The 15,560-nt window shown below is 71.6% G+C and carries 15 protein-coding genes; 7 read left to right on the top strand and 8 right to left on the bottom strand.

Annotation, left to right across the window (positions count from 1 at the left end; genetic code table 11):
- Window positions 1–36 precede the first annotated feature (36 nt).
- From BM140_RS03305 to BM140_RS03285, 5 genes are all read right to left on the bottom strand, one after another.
- The gene (locus BM140_RS03305; protein ID WP_091941963.1) at window positions 37–510 is read right to left on the bottom strand and encodes a MarR family winged helix-turn-helix transcriptional regulator; all 474 of its coding nucleotides are present in this window, start codon (window positions 508–510) and stop codon (window positions 37–39) included.
- 352 nt (window positions 511–862) lie between these two features.
- Entirely contained in the window at window positions 863–2,155 is a 1,293-nt protein-coding gene (locus BM140_RS03300) for an HlyC/CorC family transporter (protein ID WP_091941961.1), read from the bottom strand.
- A 224-nt stretch (window positions 2,156–2,379) separates the two neighbouring features.
- Entirely contained in the window at window positions 2,380–2,973 is a 594-nt protein-coding gene (locus tag BM140_RS03295; RefSeq protein ID WP_425287038.1) for a DUF1254 domain-containing protein, read from the bottom strand.
- The gene (locus tag BM140_RS03290; protein ID WP_091941957.1) at window positions 2,970–3,659 is read right to left on the bottom strand and encodes a DUF1214 domain-containing protein; all 690 of its coding nucleotides are present in this window, start codon (window positions 3,657–3,659) and stop codon (window positions 2,970–2,972) included. Before BM140_RS03290 ends, BM140_RS03295 begins: the two co-directional genes overlap by 4 nt.
- Window positions 3,660–3,670: 11 nt before the next feature.
- Entirely contained in the window at window positions 3,671–5,935 is a 2,265-nt protein-coding gene (locus BM140_RS03285) for a transglycosylase domain-containing protein (protein ID WP_091941955.1), read from the bottom strand.
- A gap of 334 nt (window positions 5,936–6,269) precedes the next feature.
- On the opposite strand from BM140_RS03285, the gene BM140_RS03280 reads away from it, so the two are divergent.
- A complete protein-coding gene (locus BM140_RS03280; protein ID WP_091941953.1) occupies window positions 6,270–6,734 on the top strand; it encodes a YcgN family cysteine cluster protein in 465 nt (154 codons plus the stop codon).
- Between the two features lie 7 nt (window positions 6,735–6,741).
- Window positions 6,742–7,212 (top strand): kinase, encoded by a 471-nt coding sequence (locus BM140_RS03275; protein ID WP_091942674.1) that lies wholly within the window; start codon window positions 6,742–6,744, stop codon window positions 7,210–7,212.
- Between the two features lie 9 nt (window positions 7,213–7,221).
- On the opposite strand, the gene BM140_RS03270 is transcribed toward BM140_RS03275, so the two are convergent.
- Window positions 7,222–7,746 (bottom strand): GNAT family N-acetyltransferase, encoded by a 525-nt coding sequence (locus BM140_RS03270; protein WP_244535268.1) that lies wholly within the window; start codon window positions 7,744–7,746, stop codon window positions 7,222–7,224.
- 327 nt (window positions 7,747–8,073) lie between these two features.
- Here BM140_RS03270 and zapE point away from each other — a divergent pair, with 327 nt between their 5' ends.
- A complete protein-coding gene (gene zapE, locus BM140_RS03265) occupies window positions 8,074–9,291 on the top strand; it encodes a cell division protein ZapE (RefSeq protein WP_091941949.1) in 1,218 nt (405 codons plus the stop codon).
- A gap of 92 nt (window positions 9,292–9,383) precedes the next feature.
- Here zapE and BM140_RS03260 read toward each other — a convergent pair whose 3' ends face one another.
- Window positions 9,384–10,358: an extensin-like domain-containing protein gene (locus BM140_RS03260; protein ID WP_091941947.1), complete on the bottom strand. Its 975-nt coding sequence runs from the start codon at window positions 10,356–10,358 to the stop codon at window positions 9,384–9,386.
- Between the two features lie 133 nt (window positions 10,359–10,491).
- Here BM140_RS03260 and BM140_RS03255 point away from each other — a divergent pair, with 133 nt between their 5' ends.
- From BM140_RS03255 to BM140_RS03245, 3 genes are all read left to right on the top strand, one after another.
- Window positions 10,492–11,721, top strand: a complete 1,230-nt coding sequence (locus tag BM140_RS03255) for an amidase family protein (protein WP_091941945.1) — start codon at window positions 10,492–10,494, stop codon at window positions 11,719–11,721.
- Window positions 11,722–11,726: 5 nt separating this feature from the next.
- Entirely contained in the window at window positions 11,727–13,106 is a 1,380-nt protein-coding gene (chrA, locus tag BM140_RS03250; protein ID WP_091941943.1) for a chromate efflux transporter, read from the top strand.
- 101 nt (window positions 13,107–13,207) lie between these two features.
- Window positions 13,208–13,426, top strand: coding sequence for a hypothetical protein (locus tag BM140_RS03245; RefSeq protein WP_131803737.1), 219 nt, complete (start codon window positions 13,208–13,210; stop codon window positions 13,424–13,426).
- 3 nt (window positions 13,427–13,429) lie between these two features.
- On the opposite strand, the gene cobT is transcribed toward BM140_RS03245, so the two are convergent.
- Window positions 13,430–14,455 carry a nicotinate-nucleotide--dimethylbenzimidazole phosphoribosyltransferase gene (gene cobT, locus BM140_RS03240; RefSeq protein WP_091941939.1) on the bottom strand — a complete coding sequence of 342 codons (1,026 nt, stop codon included), beginning with the start codon at window positions 14,453–14,455 and terminating at the stop codon, window positions 13,430–13,432.
- Between the two features lie 161 nt (window positions 14,456–14,616).
- On the opposite strand from cobT, the gene cobS reads away from it, so the two are divergent.
- Window positions 14,617–15,444: an adenosylcobinamide-GDP ribazoletransferase gene (cobS, locus tag BM140_RS03235; RefSeq protein ID WP_091941937.1), complete on the top strand. Its 828-nt coding sequence runs from the start codon at window positions 14,617–14,619 to the stop codon at window positions 15,442–15,444.
- The last annotated feature ends 116 nt before the right edge of the window (window positions 15,445–15,560 follow it).

Raw genomic sequence — 15,560 nt, 5'->3', positions numbered from 1 at the left:
AAGCCGCCTCCGGGCGGCTTTTCCATGCCGGCGATCTCAGACGGCCGCGACCTCGGTCCCGGCCGCGCCGGCATGGAGCGCCTCGCGCATGTCGGCGAGACTCTCGAGCAGGGCGCGCCGCTGCTCCATGCTCATCCCGGTCATGCCGCCGACCGTCAGAGGCAGGCAATCCATCTTCCCCTTGAGGCCGCGGCCTTTGTCCGTGAGGAAGATGCTGACCTGCCGCTCGTCCGGCCGGTCGCGGGCGCGCCGGACATGGCCCGACGCCTCCAGCCGCTTCAGGAGCGGCGTGAGCGTGCCGGAATCGAGGAAGAGCCGGCCGCCGATCTCCTTGACCGACAGGCCCTCCTCTTCCCACAGCACCAGCAGTACGAGGTATTGCGGATAGGTCAGTTCGTGATGCGCCAGCAGATTGCGGTAGGCGCGGCCGAAAGCGTGCGCCGCTGCGTAGACGGCGAAGCAGAGCTGGTTGTCCAACCGTTGCGGGTCGTCCCGGCCCGGGTCACTCATGGTCCATCCTCGATGCGCGCTCCACCCAATCCGCGCCGTCCCCTCAATCGATGAGCCGGACGCGGCTGGGCGCGGGCGGCGAACCGCCTCAGATATGGTCGGCCTTACGGACGCGCCAACCCGCTGACGGCGAATCGGTTTCCCCGCGCACACGATGAAGCCGGAACGCACCCGGCCCGTGACGCGCAACGCCTCGATCCGGGATGATCGCGCGGCACGACAGCGTGCGACAGACCTAGGCCACGGACATTAGAGGAACATCCAGCAGGGCACAATCGAACTGTGCGCAGCCCAACCCCCCCTCCAAAGGATGGCTTGGATGCAACGGTAAGGGGGAGCGCAGCGATGCGGCTCAGGCGTCCCGTCGCGGCGACGGCGCCTGCGGGGTGATGCGCAGCGAGGTGATGCGGTTGCGCGCCTTGCGCAGCACCTGGAAGCGGAAGCCGTGGAAGTTGAAGGCGGTGCCGGCATCGGGGATGGCGCGGGCCTCGTGGATGACGAGGCCGGCCACCGTGGTGGCCTCGTCGTCGGGCAGGGTCCAGTCCATCGCCCGGTTGAGGTCGCGCACCGCCACGCTGCCCTCGGCCAGCACCGAGCCGTCCGCCTGCGGGCGTAACCCTGAGACCGCGATGTCGTGCTCGTCGGCGATGTCGCCGACGATCTCCTCCAGGATGTCCTCCAGCGTCACGAGGCCCATCACCTCGCCGTACTCGTCGACGACGAGCGCGAAGTGGGTTTTTCGAGACAGGAACGCCTTGAGCTGGTCCCGCAGCGTCGTCGTGCCGGGCACGAACCACGTCTCCAGCGCCAGCGCCTCGACCTTCAGGCCCGCCGCCTCGCCGCCCGCGGCATCGAGCGCCCGCAGGAGGTCCTTGGCGTGGAGCACGCCGACGATGTTCTCGTGGCCGTCGCGCCACAGCGGCATGCGGGTATAGGGCGAGGCCAGCACCGCCCGCACGACCTCCTCCGAGGGAAGCCCCGCATCGATGGTGCGCATCTTGGTGCGGTGGACCATCACGTCGGCCACCGTCAGTTCGCCGAGATCGAGCAGGCCGCCGAGCATGTCGCGCTGCGCCTTCTCGACGCCGCCCTCGCGGTGGAGCAGGGCGACCTGCCCCCTGATCTCCTCAATGGGGGTGAGGATCGAGCGGCCGGCATCGATCGACAGCCCGAGCGGGCGCAGGAGCATCCGCACCAGGGCCTCGACCGCGAGCGCCAGCGGCCCGAGGAGGCCGACCGCGAAGGCGACGGGGCGCGCCGAGGCGAGGGCGATCCGGTCGGCGTTGTTGATCGCCAGCGTCTTGGGCAGCACCTGCGCGAAGGCAATGACCAGCACCGAGAGCGCCGCGGTGGCGTAGAGCACGCCGATCTTGCCGAACACGTGGACGGCGACGCCGGTGGTGAAGGCGGCGGCCCCAATGGCGACGACGTTGTAGCCGATCAGCATCGCGCCGATGAACCGCTCGCGCCCGGCCAGGATCCGATTGACGATTCCCGCCTGCCGGCTGCCCGCATTCTCGAGCGCCAGCATCCGGGCCCGCGAGGCGGCGGTGTAGGCGGTCTCGGCGCCCGCGAAGAAGGCCGAGAGGACCAGGGCGATCCCGACGATGCCCGCCGCGAACCAGAACTCGGTGTGGTCGTCCATGGGCGCGTCCGGTTTCTTTGTGCGTGGGCGACGAGCCCGGAACCGGAGCAGTATAGGCGCATACGAAAGCCGCTGCGTCCCCTCTCCCCTCCGCGGGAGAGGGTGGCTCCGAAGGGGGCGGGTGAGGGGCTGGCTCCGAACCATCCGGAACCGTCGCTCCCCTCTCCCGCCCGCTCCGCGGGCCCCCTCCCCCGCAGAGGGGGGAGGTTATAGGCTGCGGCGCCTCAGCCCTTCCCGTCTTCCGTCGGCTCGGCCGGGCTGTCGATGGTGCAGCCGACCGCCTGGACGGCCGCGTCGGCGGCGGCGCGCTGGCTCGGCAGCGCGGCAATGACGCGCACCACCGCGAAGCCGCGGCGGGCGGGGGCGACGATGCGCACGTCGCGGGTCACCTCGCCGGCCACGTCGTTGGCCAGCGCCTCGTCGTACTGGGCGCGGGTCATCACCACGAGGTCGAGGCCGCCGCGCACCGCCGCCTGATCGGTCAGCGCGTAGAAGGCCCCGCGGCGGGCATGGACCGAGACCGAGAGCATCAGCGGGCCGGCCTGGGCCGAGACCCGCATCGGCCCGTCGTCGAGATCGTAGGAGCAGACGCCGACCGACACCGCGGGATCGGGGTTGGGCAGCCAGGATTCCGACAGCGGGGCATCCCCGGCCAGGCCGTGGATGCGAAGGGGATGGTCGAGGGTCTCGGAGGCCTGGGCCCGGAAGAAGGCATCGCCCTCGGCGAAGCGCGGGATGGCGAGCACGGTGGCCACATGGACGAGGCCCGCGATCACCAGCCCGGCGGCGGTGGCGAGGAGGAAGGGGCCGCGTTTCATCGGGCGCATCCCACCCGCTCGATCGCCGGCAGGCTGTCGCGGTCGAGGGAACTGACGCTCGCGGCGACCGGCGTGTCGTAGAGGCGCAGCGCCAGCCGCACCGGCCCGCGCGGGCGCGGCATCGGTAGCCAGTTGCCCGGCTGGACTTGCGGGGAGAGCAGGATCGCGAACTGGCCGTCGGCGTCGCGCAGGATCTCGGTGGAGGTGAAGCTGTCGCGCATCGGCGCCTGCTCGGCGGCGCCGCGGCCGGTGACGGTCACGGTCCAGGCGCGGGCCGGAGGCGTGACGCCGGACAGGCGATAGGTGCAGGTCGCGTCCAGCGTCCGGCCGTCATCGTCGGCCGACGCCGTCAGCAGCATGCCCTCTCCGACGGCCAGCGGGATGTCGCCGCGCCGCGCGTTGACCGCCCGGGTATAGGGGTCGGCATCGAGGGAGCCGGCCTTGGGCCACGCCGTCCAGCTTCCGATCGGGGTGCCGCCGAAGGGATAGCCGCCGCTGGTGGCGTAATCGGCGGTGACGAGGCCGAGCACGCCGCCGAGCGCCAGGGCGTAGACCACGAGCCCGACCCGCGCGCTGCGCGAGGTCGCCCCCCACAGGAGCGCGCCGAGGCGCCGCCCCCGCCGCGCGGGCGCTCCGGCCGAGGGGTCGGCGCCCCTGCCGGCTCCGTTCGGTGCCTGCATGTCCATGCGGGCGGCGCTTAAGGTGTGCCGAAGCCGGCGGCGCGGGCGCCCTCGGCGACGTCCACGGGAGCGAGGCCGGGCACCTTCTGGCCTCCGAGGGAACCCTGGCGGGCCGGGCCGCCGCTCGGGGCCTGCGTCGCCGCCGAGCGGTCGGCCTCGACGCTACGGAACAGGCCGTTGAGGCCCGACAACACCTCGAACGAGCGACGCGACAGGCGTCCGCCCGCGCTCGCGGCGGCGGCCGCGGTCTCGGTCTGGGCGACCTGCGGGCTGCCCTTGCGGTCGTTCAGGCCCGGCATCGGCTTCAGCTCGATGCCCTGGTGGGCGGGCGCCATGATCTCGTGCCACGTCATCGCGGGAAGCGAACCGCCGGTCATCTTGTTGGTCGGGCTGTGGTCGTCGTTGCCGTACCAGACGGCGCCGACATAATTGCCGGTGTAGCCGACGAACCACGCATCGCGGTAGCCGTTGGTGGTGCCGGTCTTGCCCGCCACCTTCACGCCCTCGATCTGGGCCTTGCGCGCGGTGCCCTCCTCGACGACCTTGTTGAGCATGTAGTTCATGTCGGCCGTCACCTGGGACGAGAGCACCTGCACCGGCGCCTCGTCGGCGTGGCGGTAGATCACTTCGCCGCTCGAATTCTTCACCTCGACCGCGGCGTAGGGCTTGGCGAGCCGCCCCCCGTTGGCGAACACGGCAAAGCCCGCCGCCTGATCCATCACCGTCACCTCGGTCGCACCGATGGGCAGCGAGGGCGTATCGGTGAGCGGGGTCGTCACGCCCATCGCCTTGGCGAGCTGGATGATCTTGGCGCGGCCCGCCTTGGCGGCGTTCCACTCGTGGGTGATGCCCATTCCCTTGCCGATGGCGGTGGTGACCTTGATCGGGATCGTGTTGACCGATTTCGCCACCGCGAGCCACATCGGCTGGCGGCCGGAGTAGGAGCGGCCGTAATTCTGCGGGCACCAATTGCCGACGCAGACCGGCGAATCGACCACGGGCGTGTCCGGCTTGAACAGGCCCGAGGCGAGGGCCGCGGCGTAGACGTAGGGCTTGAACGAGGAGCCGGGCTGGCGCAGCGCATCGGTGGCGCGGTTGAACTGGCTCTCGCCGTAATCGGCACCGCCGACCATGGCGCGCAAGGCCCCGTCGGGATCGAGGATGACGACGCCGGCCTCGTCCACGTCGTACTGGTCGCCCAGGCGCCGCAGCATGCCCTCGACCGCCTGGTCGGCCGACTTCTGGATCGAGAGGTCGAGGGGCGTCTTGACGGTGAGCACGCGGTCGTTGCGGAGCTTGCCCGCATCCGCCATCCGCTTCACCTCGTTGAAGGCCCAGTCGAGATAGTAGTCGGCGGTGATGTCGCGGGTGCGGGTCACCGGGGTGGCGGGGTTGCGCAACGCCGTCTGGATCTGCCCTTCGGTGACGAAGCCGGCTTCGACCATGTTGTGCAGCACGTCCACGGCCCGGCCGCGGGCGGCGGGCAGGTTGACGTTGGGCGAGTACTTGGTCGGGGCCTTGAACAGGCCCGCCAGCATCGCGGCCTCCGCCAGCGTCACGTCCTGCAGGCGCTTGCCGAAATAATAGTCGGCCGCCGCCACCGCGCCGAAGGTGCCGCCGCCCATATAGGCGCGGTCGAGATAGAGCTTGAGGATCTGGTTCTTGGTGAGGTGGCTCTCCAACCAGAAGGCCAGGAACGCCTCGTTCACCTTGCGCTCCAGCGAGCGCTCGTTGGAGAGAAACAGGTTCTTGGCGAGCTGCTGCGTCAGGGTCGAGCCGCCCTGTGTGCCGCCCTTTCCGCTCGAGTTCGACACCAGCGCGCGGGCGGTGCCGATCGGGTCGATGCCGTAATGCTCGTAGAAGCGCCGGTCCTCGGTGGACAGCAGCGCCTTGATCATCAGCTCGGGGAAGTCGTCGAACTTGAGCGAATCGTCGTGCTTGATGCCGCGCCGCCCGACTTCGGTGCCGTAGCGGTCGAGGAAGGTGACGGCCAGATCCTGGGCCTTGAGCCAGTTGTCGCTGGTGAGGTTGAAGGCGGGTTGCGCCAGGAACAGCAGGACCATCGCCCCCGCCGCCCCCACCGTGACGCCCTCGCTCGTCAGATCGAGCAGGACGCGCTTCCAGCCGCGGAAGGCGAAGACCTGCATGCGCGCCTGGAAGCGCTCGTAGGCCTCGGTGGTGGAGTGACCGCCCTCGTAGAGCCCGGCATTGACCCAGGCGTCGAACGCCAGCGCCCCACGGGAGAGCCGTGTCTTCAGCGTCTTGAGGCTGGGCAGGCGCACGGGGTGATCCGCTTCTCTTACCTTCAGGGCCGGCCGTAGAGGCACCGGACGTCCGCGCGATGCTCCTGCCGTTCTGTATCAGGACAGGGGCGGGCCCGCGAGCTTTCGTGTCCGTTAAGGAACGCGAGGCCGGGGCCAAGCGCCCGACCCGGACGCGTTGATGTTCATTTAACCTTAACGGGCGCGTCGGCGATCCAGCCTCGCCGCCGATCCGGGCGAGCGTGTGGCCGAAGATGGGGCCAAAGCGCCGTCGCGCTTGCCCGTTCTTCCGCCATGCGGCAGGAGAGGCCATCCCGGAATGGAACGAACACGAGAGAAGCGAGGCGCCGACATCATGGCGGAGCGCGGCGAGGGGCCGTTCTGGCGGGTCAAGACCCTCGAACAGATGAACCCGGCGGAGTGGGAGAGCCTGTGCGACGGCTGCGGTCGTTGCTGCCTCCTGAAGCTCGAGGACGACGATACGGGCGAGATTCACCACACCGATATCGGCTGCACCCTGCTCGACGCCCATGCCTGCCGCTGCCGCGACTACCGCAACCGGGCGAAACGCGTGCCGGACTGCGTGCGGCTAACCCCGCAGGCGGTGCGCGAGATTCCGTGGCTGCCGCCGACCTGCGCCTACCGCCTCCTGCGCGAGGGCCGCGACCTACCGGGCTGGCATCCGCTGATCACGGGGCGAAAGGCCAGCGTCCACGAGGCCGGCATCTCGGTGCGCGGGCGCGTCTCGGGCAACGAGGAGGAGTTTTCGGAAGACGAGTATGTCGACCGGATCGTCGCATGGCCCGGCGAGGCTGCCTGAGGAGACCGTGCCGGATCAGCATGTCATCGATCCGGACAGTTTCCTCGAAACCGAGGGCGCCCGCGTCTGGACGCCCGAGCGCAGCGCCGAGGCTTGGCGCACCGCCTTCGCTCGGCTCGAGGCGCGGTTGACGGGACCGGCCCCACCCCGACGGATCGTCGTGGTGTGCGGTCTCCAGGGAGCCGGCAAGTCCACTTGGGTCGCGGCGCAGGACGCCGATGCCGACACGCTCTATTTCGATGCGGCCCTGCCCGGCATGCGGCACCGGCGGCCGATCCTGATCCAGGCCACCCGGCAGGGGATCCCGGTCGAGGCGGTCTGGATCCGCGTTCCCCTGACCGTGGCCCTGGCCCGCAATGCGATGCGGCGTGCCGACCGGATCGTGCCGGAGGCGAGCATCCGCTCCGTCGAGCGCCTGTTCGAGCCGCCGACGCAAGCGGAAGGCTTCGCCCGCGTGACGGTGATCGACGCGGCCTGACGGTCATCCTCACGCCGCCCGCGGCAACGATGCGGGTGCGGCGACGGCAAGCCCCAGATCGAGCAAGCCTTCCACGCCCTCGCGCCAGAGCGAGAGCGGCGTCGGCCGGGTGAGGCGAAGCGCCGCCTCGCTCTCGCCGTCGCGCAACCGAACCTCCGCGCCGAGGCGGGCGGCCAGTCGCCGCATCGCCCCGTTCACCGGCAGACAGCGCAGATGGAGCTCGCGCACGCCGCGGTTGCGCGCGGCCTCCGCCAGCCGCTCCAGCAGCAGCCCGCCGTGGCCGGCGCATCGAAAACCCCGCTCGACCGCGAGCGCACCCTCGGCGCGTGCGCCGAACCGGCCGGCCAGCCCCTCACGGCCGAGCGGGCGCAACTCGGCAAGGCCCCGCAGCGCGTCGTCGACGAAGACGCCGAACATCAGGCCCGGCGCCTGCATCGCGCGCTCGGCATGGGCCGCCACCGCGGCGTCTCCGAGGGCGGCCATGAACCGGCTGGCGCGGGCGTCGGGGTCGAGGCGCAGGAAATGGGCCCGCACGGCGGCGGCATCCCCCGGCCAGAGGCGGCGGCAGACGCTCCTCGCGGAGGGTACGGTTCGGGACGAAAGGTCCGGAGAGGGCATGATACGCGCCTTCGCCTCAAGGACCGGCCGAGACACGTTCGACGGCCGGCACGCTCCCCCTCCCACGGCGGAAACTGGCGACGGGCCGGGATTGTTGCAATGCAGCAAAATGCCGGATCGGCGGTTTCTCCCGCATGGCTGGCCCGCGCGCCCAGGCTCGACCATGCCGGCTTGATCCCGGCGGGACCGCACGGCACTTAAGGACAAGCCCGGCCCGACAGGCCGCCCAAACACGCGGCCCGGATGCCCACGGACAAGCTCGCCCCCTCCGATCACGCCCGCTCCGGCGCGCTCCATCCCGGCCCGGTGCGGGACCGCTACGACGCCCTCGTGGCGGCCGGCGGGATCGAGCGCGATCCGGCGCAACTGCGCCTCGTGGCGGCTTTAGACGAATTGCTGCAGGCGTTGTCGCGGCGGCGGCGCGCCAAGAAGGGCTCGGCGCTGGGCTGGCTGTTCGGCCGCAAGGACGAGGGGACGGAGGCCACGAAGGGCCTCTACGTCTGGGGCTCGGTCGGCCGCGGCAAGACCATGCTGATGGACCTCTTCCACGAGGCCGCCCCCGGCCCGAAGCGGCGGGTCCATTTCCACGGCTTCATGGCCGACGCGCATGAGCGCATCCACGCCCACCGGCAGGCGGTGAAGAACGGCACCGCCAAGGGCGACGACCCGATCCCGCCGGTGGCCGAGGCGCTGGCGGCGGAGGCCACGCTCCTCTGTTTCGACGAGTTCACCGTCACCGACATCGCCGACGCGATGCTGCTGGGGCGCCTGTTCGCCGTCCTGTTCCGCCACGGCGTCACCGTGGTGGCGACCTCGAACGTCGAGCCCGACCGGCTCTACGAGGGCGGGCTCAACCGCGCCCTGTTCCTGCCGTTCGTGGCCGAGCTGAAGCAGCGCGTCACCGTGCTGCGGCTCGATTCCCGCACGGATTTCCGCCTGGAAAAACTCGGCGGCGCCTCGGTCTACCACGTGCCCGCCGACGGGCACGCGGCGCAGGCGCTCGATGCCGCCTTCAAGGCGCTCACCGGCAAGGCGAAGGGCGTGCCCGCGAAAGTCCGGGTGAAAGGCCGCGAGGTGGCGGTGCCCGAAGAAGCCGGCGGCGTCGCCCGCTTCGGCTTCGACGACCTCTGCCGCAAGCCGCTCGGCGCCTCCGACTACATGGCGCTGGCGGTCACCTTCCACACGCTGATCGTGTCGGACATCCCGGTGATGGGCGAGGCCGAGCGCAACGAGGCCAAGCGCTTCATCACACTGATCGACACGCTCTACGACGCCAAGGTGAAGCTCGTCGCGTCGGCCGCCGCCGAGCCGCCGGGTCTCTACACGGCGACCGACGGCCGCGAGGCCTTCGAATTCGAGCGCACCGTCTCACGGCTGATCGAGATGCGCTCGGAGGAATATCTGGCGGAAGCTCACGGGCAGGGCCTGTCGGACTCGAGCGCCGGTCTGGTGGAAACCTGACGCCCCGGCTTCAGAGTGCCTCGCAAAACGCCCGTTCACTGTCGATGACCTCTCCGGACGCGACGGCGCAGCGGGAGTCTTGTGAGAGACACTCAGTAGATCGGCTCGTCCGAAGGGCCGTGCGCCGGGATCGGCTCCGCCTCGTCCCCGGCGGCGGGTGCCGCGGCCACCCGCGGGCGGGGCGGCGGCGGAGCGGCGACGTAGGCCGAGGGCGCCGAGGGGCTCGGGCTCCGGGCGTAGCGCGACGCACCGCTCCGCGAGGAGGTCGGCGACAGGCCGTAGGGATCGTCCTCCTCGACATCGACCGGCGCCTGCGGGGCGGCCGGCTGGCGCATGGGCGGGCGGGGCGTCGCCATCGGCCGCGGCGTGCCGTCGGCGGCGTAGAGTTGCGACTCGAACTTCAGCAACGGCTTGCAGACGCGGCGCAGGCCCCGCGGATCGTGGCGGGCGAGATCGACGTGGATATGGTCGTAGTGGAACACGTTCGAGCCCGGCGCCAGCACCGTGGTGAAGCGGGCGCAGGCCCCCACGAAGACTTCGCGCAAAAACGCCTGCTCAGCTTCCGTGCCGCGCCAGCCGCCCTTGACGGTGATGACGTGGCCGTCGGCGAGCGTAAACGACATGATGTCGACGGCGTTGCCGAAGGAATGCTCGGAGAGCTTGGCGCCGACCTGATTGTTGCGCCCGCGGCAGGAATAGGAGCCTGCGTTGATCTCGGCCACCGGCACGCCGAAATAGAGGTTGGCGGCGGGCTGGATCGTGTCGGCGAGCCACGCCTCGGCCTCGGCGAGCGCCGGGCAGGCCAGCGTCATCCGCTGCTTGAGTGCGACCGTGCCGTTGCCGAGCCGGGTGACCCGGTAGGGCTGCTGCATGCCGCAGGGGCCCGGCCCGTCGATCTCGCGCGCCAGCGAGACCCACGCGGTGGGCTGAACCAGCTTCCGGGCGATGCAAGCCTGCTCCGCCTGGTCGCGCCACGCCTCACGGCGCTCGAACCGGTTGATCGCGCAACCGGTGAGGCCCGCGCCGAACAGCGCCAGGGCCGAAAACGCAAACACTTTACGCCACATGAGTGCGACGTTGGCGCGTTTCCGTAAACGCGACGCTAACGATGCGGACGAAGTCACCGTCACCGTGTCTCCGGTGCATCGGGCCTGTGGAGCGGTGTTGACAGGGGCGGCGCCCAAGCGTCACGCGAAGCGCATGATCTCGCTCGTCGATCTCCGCACCCGCATCGAGGCCGGGCGCCTCTCGCCGGACGCCGCGATCCGTGAGGCCCGCGCGGCCATCGCCGAGCGCGACCCGAGCCTCGGCGCGATCCTGCGCATGGCGCCCGAGGGCCCCGTCCCGGAGGGACCGCTCGCCGGCGTGGCGGTCGGCATCAAGGACATCATCGACACCGCCGACATGGCGACCGAGCACGGCTCCCCGATCTATGCCGGCTGGCGCCCGCGGGCGGACGCGGCGGTGGTGGCGCGGCTGCGCGCGCTCGGCGCCGTGCCGCTGGCCAAGACCGCGACCACGGCCTTTGCCGGGCTCGATCCCTGCGGCACGGTGAACCCGCACGATCCCGCCCATACGCCGGGCGGCTCGTCCTCGGGCTCGGCGGCGGCGGTCGCGGCCGGGCTGCTGCCGCTGGCGCTCGGCACCCAGACCGGCGGCTCGGTGATCCGCCCGGCGGCCTTCTGCGGGATCGCGGCGATCAAGCCCTCGTTCCGGCTGATCCCGACGGTGGGGGTGAAGACGTTTTCCTGGGCGCTCGACACGGTCGGGCTGTTTGCCCGCTTCGTGCCCGACCTCGCCCGCGCGCTGGCGCTGATCGTCGAACGGCCCGCCATCGAGACCGCGGAGGCCGGCGCGCCGCGCATCGCCCTCTGTCTCCAGGAGTTCGCGGGTGAGGCCGACGCGGAGGCGCTCGACGCGCTGACCCGCGCCGCGCGAGCTGCCGAGCGGGCGGGCGCCACCCTCGTCGATCTCGCGTTGCCCGAGCCCTTCGCCCGCGCCTGGGCCGCGCATCCGACCGTGCAGGATTTCGAGGCGCGCCAAGCGCTCGCCTGGGAAGTCGCGACGCACCGCGCCGCCCTGCCGCCGGTGCTGGGGCCTCAGCTCGACCGGGCCCAGGAACTGACCGCCGCGCAATACGACTCGGCCCGCCGCGACGCCCACCGGGCGCGGCGCCAGTTGAAGGAGATGTTCTCAGGCTTCGACGCGATCCTGACCGTCTCGGCGGTCGGCCGGGCGCCTGCCATCGCCACCACCGGCGACGCCCGCTTCAACCGGCTCTGGACCCTGATGGGCGTGCCCTGCGTCACCGTCCCGGTGCCGGGCGACGGGCTGCCGCTCGGCGTTCAGGTGATCGCCCGCTTCGGCGACGACGGGCGGGCGCTCGCCATCGCCGGGATGATCGAGGCGGCGCTGCGGGCGGAAGGTTGACCGGGATGGACCGCGACGGCGCGCCGGACCACGGCGTCACGCTCTCCGAGGCGGCCCGCGTCTGGGCCCGGATCGCGCTCCTCAGCTTCGGCGGCCCGGCCGGGCAGATCGCGGTGATGCACCGCATCCTCGTGGACGAGAAGCGCTGGATCGGCGAGGCGCGCTTCCTCCACGCGCTCTCGTTCTGTACCCTGCTGCCCGGCCCCGAGGCGCAGCAACTCGCCACCTATATCGGCTGGCTGATGCACCGCACCGCGGGCGGGCTGATCGCGGGCGGGCTGTTCGTCTTGCCCGGCCTCGTCTCGATCATGGCCTTGAGCCTGATCTACGCGGCTTACGGCGGCGTCGGGATCGTCGGCGGCCTGTTCTTCGGCCTCAAATGCGCGGTGCTCGCCATCGTGCTTCAGGCGGTGGTGCGGGTCGGCGCGCGCGCCTTGCGCAACAACGCGATGCGCACCATCGCAGGCGCCGCCTTCGCGGCCATCTTCCTGTTCGACGTGCCGTTCCCGCTGATCGTTCTGGCGGCGGGCCTGATCGGCTACGCGGGCACCCGCGGCGGCGCCCGCAGCTTCCGCGCCGCCGGCCATGGCGGCGCGGCCGACAAGGGCCTGCCTGACGCCGACAGCCTGCTCGGGCTCGGCGTCCCGGCCCATGCCCGGCCGAACCTGCGCCGCACCCTGGCGATCTCCGGGGTGTTCCTGGCGCTCTGGCTCGGGCCGGTGCTGGGGCTGGTGATCGGGCTCGGGCCGGACAACGTCTTCAGCGCCATCGCGGTGTTCTTCTCCAAGATGGCGGTCGTCACCTTCGGCGGCGCCTACGCGGTCCTGGCCTATGTCGCGCAGGCCGCGGTCGACACCTATGGCTGGCTCAAACCCGGCGAGATGCTCGACGGCCTGGGGCTCGCCGAGACGACGCCGGGCCCGCTCATCATGGTGACCCAGTTCGTCGGCTTCCTCGGCGCCCTCCGGCAGGCCGGCAGCCTCGACCCTTACGTCGCGGGCGTGCTCGGCGGTCTGCTCACCACCTGGGTGACCTTCCTGCCCTGCTTCCTCTGGATCTTTGCCGGCGCGCCCTACGTCGAGGCCCTGCGGGAGAACCGGGCGCTGTCCGGCGCGCTCGCCGCCATCACCGCGGCGGTGGTGGGAGTGATCCTCAACCTTGCGGTCTGGTTCGCCCTGCACCTGCTGTTTGCGGAGACCCGCCCCCTGCATCCGGGGCTCGGGCTGCGGCTCGACCTACCGGTCTGGACGAGCCTGCGCTGGCCGGCTTTGCTGCTCTCGGGGGCCGCGATCCTCGCGGTGTTCCGCTTCCGGGTGGGCGTGATCCCGACGCTGCTCGCGGCCTCCGCCGCGGGGGTGGGGCTGCATCTGGCGGGACTGGCCTGAAGCGAGGGCTTCAACCGCCGCTTGCGCAAACCATCGCGGCTCCCCACCTCTTGGGGACTATGCTCAAGCTTTTCCGCCGCCTGTTTACAGGTGAAGTGCTGATGACCGGCAAGGTGCCGCTCAGCGACGGCTCTTCCTACCTCAAGTTCAAGCTCAAGCAGGAGCGCCACACGGGCGAGCCCTACGTCGTCGTCTCGTTCGGCAGCCTCGGCAGCGTCAACATCCAGCACATGAACCCGGACGAGTTGCGCGAACTCTTCGCCACCGTCCGGCAGCTGGAGACCGCCTACGACGCTGCGCAGGCGGCGCGGCCGACGTAAGGCTTACCCCGCGGCCTTCCCCGACACCCCCGCCTGCTCGAACGTCGCCATGTCGCGGTGGCAGGCCAGCGCCCCCTTGAGCAGACCCATCGCCAGCGCCGCGCCGGAGGCTTCGCCGAGCCGCATCCCGAGGGAGAGCAGCGGCGTCAGCCCGAGGCGCTCCAGCACCTCCGCATGCGCGCCTTCCGCCGAGAGATGGCCGGCCAGGCAATGGTCCAGCGCGGAGGAATCGAGGGCGTGCAGCACGGCGGCCGCGGCGGTCGCGACGTAGCCGTCGAGCACCACCGGCACCCGCTGGAGACGCGCGGCGAGGATCGCCCCGGCCATGGCGGCGATCTCGCGGCCGCCGAGGCGGGCGAGCACCTGCAACGGGTCGTCGAGATGGCCGGCATGGGTCTGGAGGGCGAGGCGCACGGCCTCCGCCTTTCGGGCGAGACCGCCCTCGTCCACCCCCGTGCCGCGCCCGACCCAATGCGCCGGGTCGCCGCCGTAGAGGGCGGCATAGATTGCCGCCGCCACCGTGGTGTTGCCGATGCCCATCTCGCCGATGGCGAGCCCGTCGGTGCCGGCGGCCACCGCCTCCATGCCGAAGGCCATGGTGGCGACGCACCCCCGCTCGTCGAGCGCGGGGCCCTCGCAGATGTCGCCGGTCGGCAGATCGACGGCGAGGTCGAACACCCGGAAGCCGAGACCGTATGCGGCGCAGAGCTGATTGATCGCCCCGCCGCCCGCCGCGAAATTGTCGAGCATCTGCCGATTGACCTCGGCCGGGAAGGCCGAGACGCTGCGGGCCACCACGCCATGGCTGCCCGCGAACACGCAGACCAGCGGCCGGTCGAGGCTGGGCCGCCCCTTGCCCTGCCACGCGGCGAGCCATTCCACGAGGGTCTCCAACCGCCCGAGGGCGCCCGGCGGCTTGGTCAGCGTCGCGTCCCGCGCCCGCACCATCGCGACGGCGTCGGCGTCGGGGCCGGGCATGTCGGCGATCAGGCGGCGGATATCGGCGAACGGCGCGGCGGAATCGGTCATCGCGGGGCCTCTCGGCAAGGTTTCGGTCGGCGCCACCGGCCGAAAAAGCGGGTGGGACGGGGAGCAGGCGCATAGCGGCCGGGATCTTGCCAGCGCTATAGAAGCGCGCGGGCCCGCGGTACAGGCGGCCCCGGCGTCGCGCCTGACGAAGGAAGCCGGGAATGGTGGAGCGCAAGAGCGGCGATCCGGGTCCGCCCTTTCCCGGCGCGGATGTCGTCTACGATCTCGCCGCCTGCCTGCGCTTCTTCACCCGCCTGCCGATCCCGCCGCTGCCCGACGAGCCGGAGCCTTACGGCATCCCGGATTTCCGCACCGTGCCGCGGATGCTGCCCGTCGCGGCCCTGCTCCTGGCGCTGCCCGCCGCCCTCGTGCTGGTGCTGGCCTGGGAAATCCGGCTCGGGCCGTTCGTGGCCGCGGCTTTGGCGCTGGCCGCCCTCGCCCTCGTCACCGGCGCGATGCACGAGGACGGCCTGGCGGACGTCGCCGACGGCTTCGGCGGCGGGCGAAGTGCCGAGCGCATCCTGGAGATCATGCGCGACAGCCGCATCGGCGCCTTCGGTGGCACCGCGCTGTTCCTCGGACTGGCGCTGCGGGCCGCGACGCTGGCGACCCTCCTCGACCGCTCCGGCGCGCTCGCGGCCTTGGCGCTTCTCTATGCGGCCTCCGTCTCGCGCGGCGCCGCCCTGGTGCCGATCGCGTGGCTCGATCCCGCCCGCCCCGGCGGCGCGGGCGCCGCGGTCGGCCGCCCGAGCCGGGCGACGCTTCTGACCGTCGCCGGCCTCTGCCTCGTCCTCGCGCTGGTCGGCGCGAGCCTCGGCCTGCCGCCCCTCGGCCTCGCGCTGGGCCTCGTCCTGGCACCCTGCGTCGCCTTCGCGCTGGCGGCACTGGCGCGGAAAAAAATCGGCGGCCAGACCGGCGACGTGGTCGGCGCCTGCCAGCAGCTCGGCGAGATCGCGGTGCTGCTCGCGCTGGTGGCGTCGACGGCTTAGAGCCGCGCTCGATCAAACGGAAACGTACGCACGGCTCCAAGCTTTTGTTTTGCCGCGCATTCTTTCGACGAACCGGCATCCACTTCGTCGGAAGGCGCTCCAGCTCTTGATTCGGA

Origin of the sequence: Methylorubrum salsuginis (assembly GCF_900114375.1) — a bacterium.
In the GTDB taxonomy this organism is placed as follows: domain Bacteria; phylum Pseudomonadota; class Alphaproteobacteria; order Rhizobiales; family Beijerinckiaceae; genus Methylobacterium; species Methylobacterium salsuginis.
The sequence above is the reverse complement of the archived record's forward strand: the minus strand, read 5'-3'. Positions and strand labels throughout refer to the sequence as shown.